The organism is Variovorax raffinosi (assembly GCF_051216615.1).
Taxonomy (GTDB): Bacteria; Pseudomonadota; Gammaproteobacteria; order Burkholderiales; family Burkholderiaceae_C; genus Variovorax.
In genome coordinates, this window is the sequence record NZ_JBPJZR010000001.1 from 1,146,690 (window position 1) to 1,160,870 (window position 14,181).

Genomic DNA, 14,181 nt, shown 5'->3' on the forward strand with positions numbered 1-14,181 from the left:
TGAACGGCCCGCTGTTTATTCCTCGCTGGTCCACTCCACCTGCACGCCCAGGCTGCGCAGGTTCTCGACGAAGCGCGGATGCGCGCGCCGGATCGGCGTGGCGTTGCGGATCTCCGAGCGGCCCTCGATGCTCGCCGCCACCATGAACAGCGCGATCGCCACGCGGATGATGTAGGGGCTCTCCACCACCGCCGGCGTCAGCGGATTGCCGCCGAAAGTGATGAGCCGGTGCGGGTCTGACGAGAACACATGCGCCCCGAACTTCGACAGCTCGCCCGTCCAGCCCAGCGCGCCGTCGTACACCTTGTTCCAGAACATCGCATTGCCCTGCGCACGCACGCCCAGCGCAATGAAGATCGGCAGCAGGTCCACCGGAAAGTAAGGCCACGGCGCCGCTTCGACCTTGGTCAGCACATTGCTCGTGAAAGGCGTCTGCACCTTCAGCGGGCCGCTGCGGATGGCGCGCGACCAACCGTCTTCGTGCGTGATCTGCACGCCGAACTTGGCGAAAGTGCGGTCGATCAGCGGAAAGTTTTCTGGCGCGCTGTTGCGCACAACCACGTCGCCGCCGGTGATGGCGCCCAGCGCCAGGAAGGTCGTGATCTCGTGGAAGTCTTCGTCGAAGCGGAACTCGCCGCCCTTCAGCGCGCCGCCGCCATGCACCGTCACCCGCGACGTGCCCATGCCTTCGATGCGCACGCCGATCATGCTCATGAAGCGGCAGAACTCCTGCACATGCGGCTCCGACGCGGCATTGGTCAGCGTCGAAGTGCCGTCCGCCGCAGCGGCGCACAGCACGAAGTTCTCGGTGGTGGTGACCGATGCGTAATCGAGCCAGTGGTCCGTAGGCGTCAGCCGGCCCGCGCTGTGCACCAGCAGCGAGCCTTCGGTGCGCTCGACCTTGCCGCCGAAACGCTGGAACACCTCCACGTGCGGATCGATCTCGCGAACGCCCAACGTGCAGCCCTTGACGTTGTCTTCGAGACGCGCCACGCCGAAGCGCGCCAGCAGCGGCGGCACCAGCATGATGGAAGAGCGCATTTCTTCGGGCAGCCGGTGCAGCGCCGCGTCGAACACCGTCTCGCGGTGGTGCAGCTCCAGCGTGCCCGTCGCATGGTCCATGTGCACGTCGCTGCCCAGGGTGCGGAAGATGTCGAGGATCTTGCGCACGTCGGTGATGTCGGGCACGCCATGCAGGCGCAAGGGCTCGTAGGTGAGCAAGGTGGCGCAGAGCACCGGGAGCACGGCGTTCTTGTTGGCGGAGGGGGTGATGCGGCCGCGAAGCGGTGTGCCGCCGTGCACGATGAGGTTGGACATGAAGAAGGGGGAAGCGGAAGAAGCGGAAATGGGGCTGCGGACAAATCCGCCACCGGACGCCGGCACTTTACCGGCGGAAAGCGCCTCTTTCGCGCCGAAGTTGTAAGAACTTCAAAGCAGAACGCAGCCGGTGCCTCGACGGCAGCGGCTGCGTTTGCATTGCCCACGAGGGCCAAGGCGCCCTGCGCCCCGGCTCCCGGACGGTCAGGCCCTTAGAACTTCCACAGCAGGTTCGCCTTGAGCCCGTGGTCCTTCACGCCGCTGCCGAACTGGCCGTTGTACGACACGCCCAGCGTCAGGTCCTGCTTGATTGCGAAGTCGAGCCCCGCTTCCACCACCGCGGCGTTCTTCGCCACCGGCACGCCGGTCACGGTGAACGCATTGCCGCCCATGAACGCCAGTGCTGCCGTGGGCGTCACGTCGCCGAAGGCATGGCGCCAGCCCAGCATGCCGCGCAGCGTGGCCGCCGTGCCGCCCAGCTCCAGCTTCGTGCTGGCGCGCAGGCCGAGCGTGGTGAAGGTGGTGCTGCCCGATTCGCTCCTGCCGCTCAGGCCAGCCAGGCTGGCGCGCTCGGTGAAGCCGCCTGTGCGCAGGTTCACGTGCGCCAGGTTGGCAAAGGGCTCCAGCGCCACGGTGCCCGCATCCATGCGCCAGCCCAGTTCGCCGAAGACCTGCGTGGTGCCCGCGTGGTAGCTGGCCTCGGGTGTGCCGCCCAGGCCGGTGAAGGCGATACGGCGGCGCGTGTCGATGCTGTGGTGGGTGTAGCTGGCGCCGGTGCGCAGGGCCAGCGCGCCCCACTCGGTGCCGCCATACAGGCCCAGGTGATAGCTGTCGATCTTGGCGGACGACTGCCGATCGTCCACGCTCACGCTGCTGCTGCCCGCGCCGCCCAGCACGCCCAGGCGCCAGTCGCCGAAGCGGCGGTCGGCGCCGACCAGCACGCCACGCGTGTCGCGCTTGGCCTTGGCCGCATTGCCGTCGCCCTTGGTGTCGCCCCATGAGCCATAGGCGCGCGTCCACAGGCCACCGTCCGCACCCTCGACCGTCTTCAGGTCGCCGGTTGCGCCCGCGCCGCCCTGCGTCTGGCGCAGCCGGTCGGCGCCGGCTTCACGCACGAAACGGCTGTCTTCGATGAGCGCCGAGCGCACCGATGCATGCAGTTCGCCCGAGAGTTGATCGAAGGCCAGGCGGGCCGTCGGCGCATCGAGTTGCACCACTGCGTTGTAGAGCAGGCCACCGCCCAGGCTGTCGAGCGCCGCGCCCGACGCACGCTGGTTGAGCGTGATGCCCACCGCCGGGAACGCCACTGTGTTGCGCACCAGGCTCAGCATGACGTCGCCGCCCTTGTAGCTCAGCGACGGATCGAGGAACGCGAAGTTCGACGACACGCTGCCGAAAGTACCCACACGCGTGCCCGAGGTGAGGATGGTGTACGTGGTGGTCGGGCTCCACTTGCCGTCGGCCGCCAGCACGATCACCGAGGCACCGCCCAGCGTGGCCGTGCCGGTCACGCGCAGCAGGTCGCTCGCGCCGCTGGGGTCGGTCTCGACCTGGTAGCGCGAACCCGGCGCAAAGGTGAAGTCGCCGTTGACGGTGAGCGTGCCGATGGAGTTGCCCGGCGCCAGCGTGGCGCCGCTCGCCAACACCGTGCTGCCCACGCTGCCGCTGCCCTTCAGCGTCCCGCCCGACTCGATGTTCAGCGTGCCGCCGAGCGAGCCGTTCACCGACAGCACGCCGCCCGTCACCTGCAGGCTGCCGGTGAAGGCCGACCCGTTGCCCGTGTAGCGCACCGCGCCGGCGCCTGACTTGGTCAGGCTGCCCTTGCCCGAGAGGTCGTTGACCATCGTGGCGTCGGTGGGCTGCTCGATCACCAGCGCGCTGTCGTTGACGATGGCGCCAGTGCCGAAGCTGTTGGCGCCGCCGATCAGCGTGCCCGCCGCGATGCGCGTGCCGCCGGTGTAGCTGTTGACCGCCGACAGGTGCAGCGTGCCGGTGCCGTCCTTGGTCAGCGCACCGCTGCCCGAGACCTGCCCGCCGATCTGCAGCGTGGTGCCGGTGTCGGTGCGCAGCGTGCCGCCAGGGCCCGACAGCACGACCGCGCGCGCCGTGGCCATGCTGGCCGTGGTCTGCAGCGTGCCGCCGGCGAGCGTGAGCGCACCGCTCGCGTCGCCGAGGCTCGCGTCGGCCCCCACCACCAGCGTGCCCTGGGCGATGGTCCACGGCGTGACCTGCGTGGTGCTGCCGGTCAGCGTCCAGGTGGCGTCGCCGGACTTGCGGAACTGCCCGAAGCCGCGGTACTGCCCGTCGGGTCCGGCGGACGCCACGTCGAAGCTGCTGTCGTCCGAGCCGCCCAGCGCCAGCGTGTCGGCCGTGCTGTGGGCCAGCACCAGGCCGGTGATGTCCGAGCTGCGCTCGATGGTGAGGCTGTTGACACCGCCCGTGAAGGCGATGGCCGGCGCCAGGGTTTGGCCGTCGCCCGAGTAACCGGCGTAAATGTTGCCAGCGTTGGTCACCTGCAGGTTCGAGCCCGTGATGCCCGCGCCGCCGGCGCCAGCCACGCCGGGAGTGCCGACGCTGTAGACGACAGTGCTGCCGCTGCTGCCGTCTCCGATGTTCTCGTGCTGGAGGACTGCAGTGGCGCCCAGGCCGCCGTAGCCGCCCTCGACCGTGCCGCGGTTCACCACCGTCGAGTTGTCAGCCGCGATGCCGGCACCGCCAGTGCCGCCGTTGCCGCCCGTGGCGCGCAGCGTGGCTGCCTGCACGGCCGTGTTCGACTGGCTGTTGGCCTTGGCGCTGCCGCCGTCGCCCGCCCGGCCGCCGGACACGTTGCCTTCGTTGAGGAACAGGCTCACGCCGCGCAGGCTTGCGCCATTACCGCCGTTGCCACCGTTGCCGCCGACGGCCACTGCGCTGGCCTGCGCCATGTTGAGCGAGGCCGCCGCGGCCTGCGCGCCGGACCCGTTGCCGCCCATGCCGCCATACAGCTCCCCGCTGTCCCGGTTGTTGGCCGTGCCGCCTGCCATCAGCACCAGGGCGCTGCCGCCAGTACCGCCCGTGTTGCCGGTGGCGCTGGCGGTGGTCGGCCCCTGCGGGCTCGTTGCGAGCGCAAAGCTTTGCGTGGGGGTAGAAGGAGCCGCCATGGCCATGAAGTCCGGCGGTGGCGGCGTGACTCCCGCGCCCATTCCGCCCTGGACGAGGCCACGGTTTTCCACCGTGGCGGCCCCACCGAAATAGACACCTGCGCCGCCGCTGGCGCCGACCGCACCGATGACCGTGGCCGTCGCGGGACTTGTAATCGTGCCGTTCGCGGGCTCCATGCCCGTGGCGAGGATCCCTGCAAAAGCGGCGCCCAAACTCGAAACACCGCCGTCCCCGCCGCGCAGCTCGCCCTCGTTGACCAGCGAGCCTGCGCCCGTGTAGGCCACGCTCGCGCCGCCGGTGCCGCCCGCGGCGTTGGTGATCGTGCTGCTGGCCGCGCCAAAGCTCAGGCTCGCACCCACCAGCGATCCGGCGTCGCCGCCGTGGCCTCCGCGGATGAAGTTGTTGTTCTGCAAACCGCCAGTACCCGTCAGCAGGACGCCGTGTCCACCGTTGCCACCGGCGCCACCCGCGCCGGTGAAAACTTGCGCCGAGGTTTCGCCGAACGTCGAGACCAGGATGGCCGTGCTGGAAGTCCGGATGCCCGCGATGCCGATGTCCGCTTCGGGCTGGCTGCCGCCTCCACGCCCCCCGCCCCCACCGGCGATGTAGCCGCTGTTGACGATGGTCTCGCCCGACGCCGTCGTGACGCCTGAGCCGCCAGCACCGCCTGCGCCCACGACGACATTGAGGCTCATCGACGCGGCCGCGACCGCAGGTAGCGGCGCCAGCCCACCGCCACTGAAGACGGTGATGGCGCCGCCGCTCCCGCCCCGGCCGCCGGCGGAAGTGCCGCCGTTTTCAACGGTCAGTGTTCCACCGGTGAGGGTCACCCCCGTGGCGCCGGCACCGCCCATGGCGCCGGTCACGCTCGATATGCCCCCCGCTCGCAATTCCGTGGTGCTTGCGCTGCCTCCCGCGCCGCCGCGTACGTAGCCCTCATCCTCCAACACCAGCCTGCCACCGGAGACCGCCAGCGCCACCGTGCCCGCGCCGCCGTTCTGGCCGACGGAACCTCCCGGCGTCGAAATGGCCGGAGTCTCCTGGCCGTCCACGCCGACGATCAACCCGCCTGCGCCGTCGCCATCGCCCAGCCGCAGCGTGCCTTCGCGCACCAGCCCCGTGATGGTCATGTCGTACGCGCTGCCGGTCAGGGTCCAGGTCGAGCTGCCGGTCTTTTCATAGGCCTCGAAGCCCTGGAACTTGCCATTCACCATGTCAGTCATGTTGAAGGCGCCCGACTCCGTGCCGCCGAATGCGAGCGTGTCGAAGCTGCCGTTGGCGAGCACATTGCCATTGAGCTGCGAGCCGGCACGCAGTTCGAGCCGGTTGGTGCCGCCGGTGAACCGGATGGCACTGGCCTGCGTGCTCCCGTCGCCCGAGAACCCGCCCGAGATCGTGCCGCTGTTGATGACGTTGAGGTTGCTGCCGACGATGCCGGTACCGCCCAGCGACACGAAGGAGGCGGCCGCTGCGTCCGCGTCGGCGCCCTCGCCGGCACCGCCGCGAGCGCCGATGCTGGGCAGCGGAATGCCGCTGCTCCCGATGCCTGCGCGGCCGCCGTTGCCGCCCGTGATCGAACCCGCATTGGAGATAGTGGTTGTTGTCCCCTCCGGCGCGACGACCAGCAAGCCCGCGCCACCGCCGCCGCCGTAGCCAGCGCCGGCCGGGAACGTCGGCGGAGCCAAAAAGTCGCCACCTCGGCCACCGCTGCCACCTGCCAGCGCGCCCCCTGCCTCGATCCGGACGTCACCGTGGGCGATGGTGCTGGCACCGCCTCCGCCTGCACCCGAGCCCGATTGGGGATCGAACGGGGCTGCGCCATTGCCGCCATTCCCGGCTGCAATCGTCGACGTGACCGGCACCGGCCCCAGGAACACTGAGCCGCCACCGCCACCCCCACCTGGAATCACGCCCGGTATCGGCGACGGCATACCGTCGCCGCCGTTCATGCCTGGGGCACCGCCCGCCCCGCCCGTCCCGAAAAAACCGAAACCGCCCGTACCGCCCTGGCCCGTCACGCTGCTGCCGGTAGTTCCCAAAATCGGCGATCCAGGAAAGCCGGCGTCGCCGCCATTGCCACCCGCGAACGCCGACATGCTGGCGATCACGAGCGATGCCGCGCCCAGCGTGAGCGCTGCGGTGCGGTGGCTCTTCTTTCCGCGCGCGCGGCTGTTTTCGGAGACGGCGACCCAGGCGCCCAATGAGGCGTTCCAGAGGCTACGGTGAGCTTTGTTCATATTTGTTAATTCCTTGCGCAGGGAAGAAAGCCGCACAAGAAGCGTGCAGCTCGTTAGAAAGTGTTTATTTTTGTGAACTATTTGTTTCCCGACCATCACCCGAACAGGGGATACGGGACAAACATGCACACGCATGCGGCGCGTGGCGGCGGGCCGTGCACCAATGACGCGGGGCACTCGCAAGGTCTCGCGCAGGAGAGATTTATCTCGGCGTATTTATTTTTGTGGCGTGTTGGCGCCGCGCTGCCGAAAGCAATCGCGCCCATGTTGCTCACGCTGCACCGGGCTGACTACCGGCTATCGATGAAGGTCGGAATCACAGAACACATGACTGTCGACGCAATTCACGACGAACTTGTTACTCCCCGCCGTACAACCGCCACGACTAGATTTGCTCTTGCCCAGTGACATCCGCCCCTTCATCGGGCCGGATCGCACCCCCTCGATGACTTTGAAAAGGACAAGAGAAATGAGCCAGCAGGCCTACACCGGCGGTTGCGCATGCGGCGCCATCCGCTACGAGATTTCCGCCGAGCCGATCTTCCAGAACCACTGTCAGTGTCTCGACTGCCAACACAAGAGCGGCACCGGCCACGGCTCGTACCTCACCTTTGCGCGCGGCGCCGTGAAGCACAGCGGCCACGCCACGCTGTGGGGCATCGTCGCCGACAGCGGCAACGTCAAGACCCGCGCGTTCTGCCCCACCTGCGGCTCGCCCGTGTACATGACCTTTGCGGCGATGCCCGACATCTTCACCGTGCACGCCGCGAGCCTCGACGAGCCCGAGCGATTTCAGCCGCAACTGGTCACGTATGCGGTGCGCGGGCACGCTTGGGATACTCAAGACCCGGCGTTGCCGAAGTTCGACAAGATGCCACCGATGTGACGATCAAGGCAAACGCCTGCCGATCGACTGAAGCGCCCGGCGTCTACTTGCCCAATATCCAGCCCGCGATCTTCTCAACAACTTCGCGATCAAGCCCATTGAAGCCGTGATACGCCATCGCCTCGCACGGGTCGCCGCTGCTTTCTCCGCCCTTGAAGCTCAGCAGCTCTTTCTTCGGTGAGCTCTCAAGCTTCGCCATGAGCCCGGGCACGCTGGCGAACGGGCACGACGGGCAGGCGTCCTGCTCGTGATGCACCACGAGCACCGGTACCCTGATCTTTTCCAGCGGCATCGCCGGAACGGGTCGGCCGGCCTTGTCGATGAGGATGGTCGAACTCAGCACGATGCCGTCCGGGCCTTCAGGGCCGGCAAGCTCCGTGGCGACATACGCCGCGGACTGCGTCCCGCGGCTGGTGCCCACCAGCCACACAGGCGCCTTCGATTGCTCGCGCATCCATGCAATGACCGCCTTCACGTCTGCCACGTGCTCCGGCTTCTGGCGAAACCCGGCAAGGTACGGCGGGCTTTGCCGGTCCGACGGCGCATCAATCACCGCGACCATGAGCCCCTGGTCCGCAAACAACTGCCGCGTGCGAACAAGGAAGTTTCCGCCGCCCCACTTGAGCGAACCATTGGGAAAGATCTGCAGCCCGCCGTGCCCGCCCGCGAACAGGATCACCGCCGCCTTTGCTGGTGTTGTCGTTGGCGGCGACAGCACCAGCATTCGCTGCGTCACCCCGGGCCGGGTGGGAATGTCGACCACCTTCTGGGTGCTCTGCGCCTGGACTTGCGAGACCAGCGCCATCAGAAAAACTGCGATCCAGTGCCTGGCAAGGTTGCACATCGACGATCTCCTTCGCGTGCGTTCACCGATCCCTGATGCGTCACGCAGGGATGTTACTCACGCTCGACGGAATCGGGGGCGTGCTTCGGCCGCGCAGGCACATCCGGATGGCGGCTGCGCGCTATAGGTTGGCTTGCGTGAAGCAGCGCGAAATTTGCGCAGACGACATGCTGAAGAGCTTGCGAGCAGCTTGCTCGCCCTCTTTTCATCGTTCTCTATCTCTCACAGAAAGAAGCCGGCCATGTTGATTGATGTCTCGCGCGCACCCTTTGTCTTCATCAGGGCGGAAGTGGAATCCAATGCCTCCATCGAGGCGCAATTCGAGCAACTGCTCGACAAGGAGCAACCGTTCGTTCTGATCACCAACCATGGGGAAGACGACCACCACGACGAGACGCCCGAGGAGCGCAAGCAGAAGGCCCTTCTCTTCAAGAAGATCAAGGCACGCTTGGCCACGCTGTGCCGGGGAATGATCGTTCTTGAAGGAGACAAGCCCACGTCTGCGCCGGCCCGCCTGATAGCGACGACGGCAAGCAAGGTCTTCGGCTTCGCGGTCGCGTTCGTGTCCAGTGAGGAAGACGCCATCCGGCAAGGCACGGAGCTGCTGGCCAAGCCCAGGTGATGGACTGCGACGGCTCGCTCGCTCGATCGATCGATCGCCTATCGGCTCACCGTGTTCGCTGTCAGTGCCTCGCACTGCGCTTCGATCCGCGCATGCAGGAGGCCGAGCGATACCGACAGAAGCCGCTGCAGCGAGCCGCACTGGCATCTGTCGAAAAGCGGCGCGGGGTCCGCGTCGGACGCTGCCGCATCGCATCGGTCTTCATCCCATTCGAGCAACTGGGACAGCAACTGCGCGCCTTGCACCATGTCGCGTGCGTCGTTCACGAATGCGGCCTGGCTTTGCAGGGAAGGGGCGAGCAGATCGCCCTGAACCCACTCGAAGGGTTTGAACTGGGCGGTGGGTCGATAGGGTGCGCAAGCGCAACGGGCGTCGGTGCTTGCGTCGTTTGAAGAAGCATGGGCCATGGGCCTCCCAAGGATGTCGATTTGCAGAAACCGACGCACCCGCTGTCAAACGAGGGCGGCAGCTCGAACGGGTTGACAGACCGGGACATCCTTGCGGAAACCGGCAGGGCGCGAGCCCTCCCGTTCGAGCCGCCTAAAAAGGAAGCGCAAACGAAAAAGCCGCAGACCACGTGCGGTGACTGCGGCTTTCGTCGCAGGATGTCAACGGGCTGTCAAACCCGGCCCCGCTCATCACGAGACGGAGGCAATGTAAGCGGTGTCGATGGCGGACGTCAAGCTTGAAAAACCGGCGGCATTGCGACGATGCCGCCGGGCGGACCCATCAGTTTTCTTCGACGGCAAAGCGCTTGGAGGCCAGCAACGTAAACAAGGTCACGCAGCCCATCGCCATCAGGTACGCCGGTACGGGCCAGATGGCCCCGTCCGCCTTCATGACCATCCAGGCTGAAACGGCCGGAGCCGGCCCGGCGCCGATGACCGATGCCGCCACGTAGCCGATCGAGATGCCGCTGTAGCGCACCTGCACCGGAAAGAGTTGCGCCGTCATGGCGGCGCTGACCGCGTAGGCACAGCTTGCGCCCAGGTAGCACACAGGTGCGGCCAGCAAAAAGAGAAAGATGTTCCCCGAGCTTGCCATCCAGAACATCGGATAGGCGAGCACGATCGTGTAGACCGTGCCGGTGAGCGCAACGCGCCGGCGCCCCAGGCGATCGGCCAGCACGCCCCACACAGGGAAGGTGAGCATCGAACTCACGCTGAACAGCGCACCCGCCAACAGGGCCTGCGACTGGGTAAAGCCGACCTGCTTGGCATAGATGAGCTGCATGTACACCAGCACGATGAACACACCGCTGGCGCCCATGAAGTTGATGCCGATGGCCAGCAGGATCTCGCGCGGATGCTGGCTGATCAATTCAACGATCGGCCGTTTGGCGACCTTCTTGTCTTTCTTCAGCTTCTCGAACTCGGGCGTTTCCGAAACGTTGAGTCGAATCCACAAGCCAATGGCAATCAGCACAGCCGAAAACAGGAACGGAATTCGCCAGGCCCATTGGCGAAAAGCGTCGGGCGAATAGATCATGGTGACGATCAGGAAGGCCACCGATGCAAACAGCGATCCGCTGGGCGAACCCAGTTGCACGAAGGTGCCGAACAGCGTCTTGCGTCCGGCAGGCGCATGCTCGATCGACATGAGCGCCGCACCGCCCCACTCTCCCGCCGCCGCAATGCCCTGAACCGCGCGCAACGCCACCAGAAGAATCGGTGCCCAGATGCCGATGGTCTCGTAGGTGGGAAGAAAGCCGATCGCCAGTGTGGCGATGCCCATCATCAGCAGCGTGATGACCAGGCTCTTCTTGCGTCCGATCTTGTCGCCGTAGTGGCTGAAGATCAAAGTGCCGATGGGCCTGGCGACATAGCCGACACCGTAGGTCGCAAGTGCCAGGATGGTGGAGACGGCGGGGTTGCCGCCCGGAAAGAAGATCTGGCCGAAGACCAGCGCGGCCGCCGTTCCGTAGATGAAGAAGTCATACCACTCGATCGTTGTTCCGGCCCAGGAAGCGAATGCCGCTCTCCAGGCTTCCCGGTGGGGATGCGCCTTGGCGGCGGCGGGCGTATCGATGTTCGGGTTGGATTGAGCTGACATGGTTTCTTGCCTGGTCTTGAAGGGGTGTCGGTCAATGCGCCGCAGTCTCGTCGTAGCCCTGGATGCGTCGCGAAAGCCGCTGATGCCGCTCCAGCATTTCAGGCAGGCCCGCCACGGTGAGATTGCCGTTCTCGATGATCGGCTTGCCCGCAATGACGGTATGGCGCGCCCGGTTGGGGCCCGACATGAACAAGGCACGCACGGGGTCGCCGACCGCACCCGCATAGGAGGGCCCGTCCACCGGCCAGGCGACGATGTCGCCGACACAGCCCACCGACAGTTCGCCAAGCTCTCCGGTGCGTCGCAGAACCGCCGCGCCGCCACGGGTGGCGATCTCGATGGCCTCGCGGTCGCTCATGCCACCCATGCGGGGAGCGCCGGGACGCAGACGCTGCAGCCCCAGCATGGTCCTGGCTTCCAGCCAGAGCGAAGCGCTGTCGCTGGACGAAGAGCCGTCGCAGCCAAGCCCGACCTTGACGCCGGCATCGCGCATCTCACGCACCGGCGTAATGACGCCGTTGCGCCCGCCCATCATGAACACCGTGCTGGGGCAATGCGACACGCCCACGCCCCATTCGGCCAGCTTGCCGATGTCTTCGTTGTTCGCATACATGACGTGGGCACCCCAGGCGCGGTCGGACGCCAGGCCGAGCCGCTTGAAGTTGTCGATCGGGTGGCAACCGAAATGCTGCTGGCAGAACTCGTCCTCGAGATGCGATTCGGCCAGGTGCATGTGAAAGCCGACGTCGTGCTTCTCCGACAGATCGGCCAGGCGCTTGAGCAACTGCGGGGTCGTGGTGAAGATGGCGGCCGGGCCGATCGCGATGCGCACCATCGCCCCATGCGAGCGGTCGTGGTACTTGGCGATCAGCCGCTCGCAGTCGGCAATGATGGTCTCGTCGTCCTGCACCACCGAGTCGGGCGGCAGTCCACCGTCTTTCTCCGACATGTTCATCGCCCCCCGGGTGGGATGGAAGCGAAAGCCCAGCTCCTGCGCCGCGCGAATTTCCGCGTCGATCAGGTTCGGCTTGGGGTGGACGTACAGCATGTCCGACGTGGTGGTCGTTCCGCCCATGGCCAGTTCCACCAACCCGACCCAGGCAGAGACATAGACCGCTTCCTCGTCCAGGCGGGCAAACATCGGATAGAGGGTCTTGAGCCAGTAGAAGAAATCACCGCCGTGCGACTCTGGGTTGCTGCGGGTGAGGTTCTGGAAGATGTGGTGGTGCGTGTTGATGAACCCCGGCGTCACGATGCAGCCGCTGGCATCGAGCCGGCGCGTGGCCTCGGGCTTGGGGTCGGTGGCGCCGCCCACGCCCGTGATCAGCCCGTTTGTGACGGCCACCCAGCCGTCGGGAATTTCTCGCCGCTCGTCGTCCATCGTGACAAGGGTCCGGGCGTTTTCGATGATCAGGTCAACGATGGCTTTCATGTACTCGCTTTCGTGAGGGGGCGGTTTCGTCACGGGATTCTGGTAAGTACACTGCCCTCAAACAAGCATCGATTTGAGAGCGCCATGAACACATTTGAGCATCGCTTGCCACGCCGCCCCATGTTCCGGCCCGCGTTGCGCTTCGTCGAACAGATCGCGCGCGACGGTTCGATGCGCAAGGCCGCGGAGAACCTGCACATCGCCTCCTCCGCGGTGAACAGGCAGCTTCTGGCGCTGGAAGAAGAATTGGGCGTTCAGCTCTTCGAGCGCCTGCCACGGGGCGTGCGGCCGAGCGCGGCAGGAGAAGTCCTGCTGGCCTGGGTGCGTCGGTGGGACCAAGAGACGACGCTCTTGCACCAGCAACTGGATGTGCTGCAGCACGGAGCTGGCGGCACTGTGCGCATCGCCTCCACCGAAGCGATCATCGAAGCGGTGTTGCCTTCGGTGATCGCGCGCATACGCAGCCGCATGCCGCGCATCTCCTTCGACCTGGAGACGGGCGATACCCACTGGGTGGTTGCCCAGATGCGCACGCAGGAAGCGGACGTAGGCATTGCCTTCAACCCGGCGCCCACCCGGGGCGTGAGGGTGTTGGGCAGCCTGCAGTACCGCATCGGCGTGGTGATGCCGCCCGACCATCCGCTTGCGAAGTCCAGCGCGTTGACCCTGGACGATTGCGCACCGTTCCCCTTGATCCTGCCCTCCGAGCAATGGCTGGCGGGCTCGGTGCTGCGAGACACCTTCTCATCGCGCGCCGGCACGCTCAATGTCGTGGCTCGTGTCAGCCGCTCGAGCGCAATCCGGGCACTGGCGCGCTCCGGCGTGGGTTTGGCGTTCCTGTCGCCGATGGAGGTGGACTACGAAGTCCAACGCAACCTGCTGAAGTACGTTCCGCTACTGAATCCGCAGACACCGATCGGCCACTTGCGGCTGCTGGTACCTTCGCGCGCATCCGCGACCGGCCACACCGCATTTGCGGTGGAGAGCCTTCGCCAGGCCATCTTTGAAAATGAAAATGAAAGGGATGCGATTTAGCGGGTTGATGGATGCGGCGGGAGCCACACTGCACCGGAGCGAAATGGCGAGAATCCCCTTCGCCGGCGTTTTTCAGTCCGTAGAAAAAGGCCGCCAGATCGCACTCAAGAATTCCAAACAATAAGCATCGATGGATGTTGCAACGCAACGGATTGACAGATAGAGATGCCGATTTCTGCACGCAAGCTCCGCGCCGATGAGTCGCTTACTCCGGCCCTCCTCCAGTCTTTGATGAGGAAGATTTTTCCGAAGAAGAACGAATACGGCGAGGCCTCGTATGAAGAGCTCTTGCCCGAACTCGCGAGATTCAACATCAAGACACGAGGGCAGTTTGCAGCGCTCATGACTCATCATCGAAAGCGACTCATGCGAATCGACAGTGAGCCGCTCGATGCATGGCATGAGCGTCACTACCGCGCGGAACTGGGCGACCAGTTTGTGAGTGATGCTCTTCGCCGTCAGTACTGGTTTTCTTATCCCGCGCTGATTCGCATCGCGCTTGAATTGAAGTTTGGGGACGAGGCCATCGTCTACGACCGCCTCGCAGTACCGCCAACGACGACCTAAGGCGCGTTGCAGCACTTTGAGTGCTGCGCCATCCGTGGCGTGATCCGG

Annotated in this window: 11 protein-coding genes; 5 read left to right on the top strand and 6 right to left on the bottom strand. The window is 66.0% G+C overall.

The window, feature by feature from the left end; translation table 11 throughout:
• Window positions 1-15 precede the first annotated feature (15 nt).
• Entirely contained in the window at window positions 16-1,317 is a 1,302-nt protein-coding gene (locus ACSFB7_RS05455; protein WP_435467788.1) for a UDP-N-acetylglucosamine 1-carboxyvinyltransferase, read from the bottom strand.
• A 212-nt stretch (window positions 1,318-1,529) separates the two neighbouring features.
• The gene (locus ACSFB7_RS05460) at window positions 1,530-6,695 is read right to left on the bottom strand and encodes an autotransporter domain-containing protein (protein WP_435467790.1); all 5,166 of its coding nucleotides are present in this window, start codon (window positions 6,693-6,695) and stop codon (window positions 1,530-1,532) included.
• Between the two features lie 123 nt (window positions 6,696-6,818).
• On the opposite strand from ACSFB7_RS05460, the gene ACSFB7_RS05465 reads away from it, so the two are divergent.
• Window positions 6,819-7,103, top strand: coding sequence for a hypothetical protein (locus ACSFB7_RS05465; RefSeq protein ID WP_435467792.1), 285 nt, complete (start codon window positions 6,819-6,821; stop codon window positions 7,101-7,103).
• 61 nt (window positions 7,104-7,164) lie between these two features.
• Window positions 7,165-7,581 carry a GFA family protein gene (locus ACSFB7_RS05470; protein WP_435467794.1) on the top strand — a complete coding sequence of 139 codons (417 nt, stop codon included), beginning with the start codon at window positions 7,165-7,167 and terminating at the stop codon, window positions 7,579-7,581.
• Between the two features lie 43 nt (window positions 7,582-7,624).
• On the opposite strand, the gene ACSFB7_RS05475 is transcribed toward ACSFB7_RS05470, so the two are convergent.
• The gene (locus ACSFB7_RS05475; protein WP_435467796.1) at window positions 7,625-8,425 is read right to left on the bottom strand and encodes an alpha/beta hydrolase; all 801 of its coding nucleotides are present in this window, start codon (window positions 8,423-8,425) and stop codon (window positions 7,625-7,627) included.
• 190 nt (window positions 8,426-8,615) lie between these two features.
• Here ACSFB7_RS05475 and ACSFB7_RS05480 point away from each other — a divergent pair, with 190 nt between their 5' ends.
• Window positions 8,616-9,047, top strand: a complete 432-nt coding sequence (locus ACSFB7_RS05480; RefSeq protein ID WP_435467798.1) for a hypothetical protein — start codon at window positions 8,616-8,618, stop codon at window positions 9,045-9,047.
• A gap of 38 nt (window positions 9,048-9,085) precedes the next feature.
• Here the strand turns inward: ACSFB7_RS05480 and ACSFB7_RS05485 are convergent, their stop codons facing one another.
• The 3 genes from ACSFB7_RS05485 to ACSFB7_RS05495 form a co-directional block, all read right to left on the bottom strand.
• Window positions 9,086-9,313 (bottom strand): hypothetical protein, encoded by a 228-nt coding sequence (locus ACSFB7_RS05485; RefSeq protein ID WP_435467800.1) that lies wholly within the window; start codon window positions 9,311-9,313, stop codon window positions 9,086-9,088.
• Between the two features lie 463 nt (window positions 9,314-9,776).
• Window positions 9,777-11,099: an MFS transporter gene (locus ACSFB7_RS05490; protein ID WP_435467802.1), complete on the bottom strand. Its 1,323-nt coding sequence runs from the start codon at window positions 11,097-11,099 to the stop codon at window positions 9,777-9,779.
• A gap of 31 nt (window positions 11,100-11,130) precedes the next feature.
• Window positions 11,131-12,531: an amidohydrolase family protein gene (locus ACSFB7_RS05495; protein ID WP_435467804.1), complete on the bottom strand. Its 1,401-nt coding sequence runs from the start codon at window positions 12,529-12,531 to the stop codon at window positions 11,131-11,133.
• A gap of 84 nt (window positions 12,532-12,615) precedes the next feature.
• On the opposite strand from ACSFB7_RS05495, the gene ACSFB7_RS05500 reads away from it, so the two are divergent.
• Together ACSFB7_RS05500 and ACSFB7_RS05505 are read left to right on the top strand one after the other, a co-directional pair.
• Window positions 12,616-13,566: a LysR family transcriptional regulator gene (locus tag ACSFB7_RS05500; protein ID WP_435467806.1), complete on the top strand. Its 951-nt coding sequence runs from the start codon at window positions 12,616-12,618 to the stop codon at window positions 13,564-13,566.
• A 165-nt stretch (window positions 13,567-13,731) separates the two neighbouring features.
• A complete protein-coding gene (locus tag ACSFB7_RS05505) occupies window positions 13,732-14,133 on the top strand; it encodes a hypothetical protein (protein WP_435467808.1) in 402 nt (133 codons plus the stop codon).
• Window positions 14,134-14,181 lie beyond the last annotated feature (48 nt).

Bases quoted from the DNA above. Each gene is read 5' to 3' on its own strand.
- ACSFB7_RS05490 (WP_435467802.1), bottom strand. From the start codon at position 11,099: ATGTCAGCTCAATCCAACCCGAACATCGATACGCCCGCCGCCGCCAAG.
- ACSFB7_RS05475 (WP_435467796.1), bottom strand. From the start codon at position 8,425: ATGTGCAACCTTGCCAGGCACTGGATCGCAGTTTTTCTGATGGCGCTG.
- ACSFB7_RS05470 (WP_435467794.1), top strand. From the start codon at position 7,165: ATGAGCCAGCAGGCCTACACCGGCGGTTGCGCATGCGGCGCCATCCGC.
- ACSFB7_RS05505 (WP_435467808.1), top strand. From the start codon at position 13,732: ATGCCGATTTCTGCACGCAAGCTCCGCGCCGATGAGTCGCTTACTCCG.
- ACSFB7_RS05460 (WP_435467790.1), bottom strand. From the start codon at position 6,695: ATGAACAAAGCTCACCGTAGCCTCTGGAACGCCTCATTGGGCGCCTGG.
- ACSFB7_RS05495 (WP_435467804.1), bottom strand. From the start codon at position 12,531: ATGAAAGCCATCGTTGACCTGATCATCGAAAACGCCCGGACCCTTGTC.
- ACSFB7_RS05455 (WP_435467788.1), bottom strand. From the start codon at position 1,317: ATGTCCAACCTCATCGTGCACGGCGGCACACCGCTTCGCGGCCGCATC.
- ACSFB7_RS05465 (WP_435467792.1), top strand. From the start codon at position 6,819: ATGCACACGCATGCGGCGCGTGGCGGCGGGCCGTGCACCAATGACGCG.
- ACSFB7_RS05500 (WP_435467806.1), top strand. From the start codon at position 12,616: ATGAACACATTTGAGCATCGCTTGCCACGCCGCCCCATGTTCCGGCCC.